Raw genomic sequence first — 3638 nt, 5'->3', positions numbered from 1 at the left:
GCACCTGCCGGTCGATTTCGAGAAAGCCTGTTACCTTGCCCATAGTCCAGTTCCTGCTGTCCAGATGGTGCGGTTTTCGCCGCACCCGTTAACCCCTTGAGGCAGCCATGGCAACCTTGCGCCGGAGGTCAAACTGTCGATGAAGATGGGCCGGGAAGCCTGGGCTCCCCGGCAATTGCAAAGCCTATTCCGCCGCGACGCCCATGCGCATGCGTTCCATCTCGATCAGGGCGCGGCGGTATTCGACCGGCATGATCTTGCGGAACTTCGGCCGGAAAATCGTCCAGTCGTCGAGAATCTCGCGGCCGCGCACCGACCCGGTGTAATGCACATGGTTGGAAATCAGCTGGTAAAGCCGCTCCTCGTCATGGCTGGTCATGTCGCCGGAGACGTCGACGCGACCCTTGTGATCGAGGTCGCCGCCATGGTGCAGCAGCCTTTCCATCAGATCGTCTTCTTCCGGAACCGGCTCCAGCTCGACCATCGCCATGTTGCAGCGCTCGGCGAAATCGCCCGCCTCGTCGAGCACATAGGCGACGCCGCCCGACATGCCGGCGGCGAAATTGCGGCCGGTCTTGCCGATGACGACGACGATGCCGCCCGTCATGTACTCGCAGCCATGGTCGCCGACGCCTTCGACGACGGCGGCGACGCCCGAATTGCGCACGGCGAAACGCTCGCCGGCGACGCCGGCAAAGTAGGCCTCGCCCTCGGTGGCGCCATAGAGCACCGTATTGCCGACGATGATGGACTCGGCGGCGACGATCTTGGCCTCTTCCGGCGGCCGGATGACGATGCGGCCGCCCGACAGGCCCTTGCCGACATAGTCATTGCCGGCGCCGACAAGCTCGAACGAGATGCCGCGCGCCAGGAAGGCGCCGAAGGACTGGCCGGCAGTGCCGGTCAGCTTCACCTGGATGGTGTCCTCGCGCAGGCCCTTGTGCTTGAAGCGCTTGGCCACTTCACCCGACAGCATGGCGCCCGTCGAGCGGTCGACATTGCGGATATCGACCTCGATCTTGACCGGCAGCTTGCTTTCGAGCGCAGGCTTTGCCAGCTCGATCAGCTTGCGGTCGAGCACGTCGTCGATCGGGTGCTTCTGGCGCTCGGTCCAGTGCACCGCCTCATGCGGCGCATCCGGCTTGAAGAACATCTTCGAGAAATCGAGCCCGCGCGCCTTCCAGTGCACGATCAGGTCGCGCTTCTCCAGAAGATCACTGTCGCCGATGATCTGGTCGATATGGGTGTAACCCATCTCGGCGAGCAGCTCCCTCACCTCTTCCGCCACGTAGAAGAAGAAGTTGATGACATGCTCGGGCGTGCCCTTGAAGCGCTTGCGCAGCACCGGATCCTGCGTCGCGACGCCGACCGGGCAGGTGTTGAGATGGCACTTGCGCATCATGATGCAGCCGGCCGCGATCAGCGGCGCGGTCGAGAAGCCGAACTCGTCGGCGCCAAGCAGCGCACCGATGATAACGTCGCGCCCCGTGCGCAAGCCGCCGTCGACCTGCAGCGCGACGCGCGACCGCAAGCCGTTCAGCACCAGCGTCTGGTGCGTCTCGGCAAGGCCCATTTCCCATGGGCTGCCGGCATGCTTGAGCGAGGTCAGCGGCGAGGCGCCAGTGCCGCCATCATAGCCCGAAATGGTGATGTGGTCGGCGCGTGCCTTGGCGACGCCCGCCGCAACCGTGCCGACGCCGACTTCCGACACCAGCTTGACCGACACGTCGGCCGCCGGATTGACGTTCTTCAGGTCGTAGATCAGCTGTGCCAGATCCTCGATCGAATAGATGTCGTGATGCGGCGGCGGCGAGATCAGGCCGACGCCCGGCGTCGAATGCCGGACCTTGGCGATGGTCGCGTCGACCTTGTGGCCGGGCAGCTGGCCGCCCTCGCCGGGCTTGGCACCCTGCGCCACCTTGATCTGCATCATGTCGGAATTGACGAGGTATTCGGCCGTGACGCCGAAACGGCCCGAGGCGATCTGCTTGATCGCCGAGCGTTCGGGGTTCTTGCCGCCGCCAGGCAGCGGCAGATAGCGGTCGGCCTCTTCGCCGCCCTCGCCGGTGTTCGACTTGCCGCCGATCTGGTTCATCGCGCGCGCCAGCGTGGTATGCGCTTCGCGCGAGATCGACCCGAACGACATCGCCCCGGTCGAGAACCGCTTGACGATGTCGGCCGCTGACATGACGTCGTCGAGCGCCACCTTCTTGCGGCCGGTCTCTCCGGCCAGCTTGATCTTGAACAGGCCACGAATGGTCTGGGCGCGGGCCGTCTCGCTGTCGATCTGGGCGGAATAGTCCTTGAACGTTTCCCACGACCCCTGGCGCACGGCGTGCTGCAAGGTGGCGACCGCGTCGGGCGACCAGATATGCGCCTCGCCCCGCATGCGGAACATGTATTCGCCGCCGACCTCGAGGCTGTTGCGCAGCACGGGGTCGTTGCCGAAACCGTCATTGTGGCGGCTGAGCGTCTCTGCCGCAATCTCGTCCAGCCCGACGCCTTCGATCAGCGTCGCGGTGCCGGTGAAGTATTGCTGCACGAAATCGGTCTTCAGGCCGATGGCGTCGAAAATCTGCGCGCCACAATAAGACTGGTAGGTCGAGATGCCCATCTTGGACATCACCTTGAGGATGCCCTTGCCGATCGACTTGATGTAGCGCGAAACGACCTCGTAGGCGTCCACTTCCTTCGGCAGTTCGCCACGCTTGTGCATGTCGAGCAGCGTGTCGAAGGCAAGGTACGGATTGATCGCCTCGGCGCCATAGCCGGCAAGGCAGCAGAAATGATGCACTTCGCGCGGCTCGCCGGATTCGACGACGAGGCCGACCGAGGTGCGCAGCCCCTTGCGGATCAGGTGATGATGGACCGCGGCCGTAGCCAGCAGCGCCGGGATGGCGATGCGGTCCGGCCCGACCTGGCGGTCGGACAGGATGATGATGTTGTAGCCGCCGGCGACCGCCGCCTCCGCCCGCTCGCACAACCGGTCGATGGCGCCCTGCATGCCCGCGGCCCCTTCGGCCGAGCCATAGGTGATGTCGATCGTCTTGGTGTCGAAACGGTCCTCGGTGTGGCCGATGGAACGGATCTTTTCGAGATCGCCATTGGTCAGGATCGGCTGGCGCACCTCGAGCCGCTTGCGGCGCGAATTTCCGACCAGGTCGAAGATGTTGGGCCGCGGCCCGATGAAGGACACCAGGCTCATCACCAGCTCCTCGCGGATCGGATCGATCGGCGGGTTGGTGACCTGGGCGAAGTTCTGCTTGAAGTAGGTGTAGAGCAGCTTCGACTTGTCCGACATCGCCGAGATCGGCGTGTCGGTGCCCATCGAGCCCGCCGCTTCCTGGCCTGTCGTCGCCATCGGCGACATCAACAGCTTGGTGTCTTCCTGGCTATAGCCGAATGCCTGCTGGCGATCGAGCAGGCTGACATCCTTGCGCAGCGCGCGCGGCTCGACCGGCTTCAAATCTTCGAGAATGAGCTGCGTGTTGGCGAGCCAGGTCTTGTAGGGATGCTTGGTCGCGATCTCCGACTTGAGCTCCTCGTCGGAGACGATACGCCCCTTCTCCAGGTCGATAAGAAGCATCGGGCCGGGCTGCAGCCGCCACTTCTTGACGATCTTCTCCTCGGGCACCGGC

The 3638-nt window shown here is 64.4% G+C and carries 1 protein-coding gene; it reads right to left on the bottom strand.

The window, feature by feature from the left end; all coding sequences use genetic code 11:
• Positions 1–184: 184 nt before the first annotated feature.
• Positions 185–3638, bottom strand: a 3454-nt coding sequence (gene gltB, locus EN984_RS26540; protein ID WP_127384065.1) for a glutamate synthase large subunit, incomplete at its 5' end; no start/stop codon positions are given.

The organism is Mesorhizobium sp. M7A.F.Ca.CA.004.12.1.1 (assembly GCF_003997835.1).
In the GTDB taxonomy this organism is placed as follows: Bacteria; Pseudomonadota; Alphaproteobacteria; order Rhizobiales; family Rhizobiaceae; genus Mesorhizobium.
The sequence above is the reverse complement of the archived record's forward strand: the minus strand, read 5'-3'. Positions and strand labels throughout refer to the sequence as shown.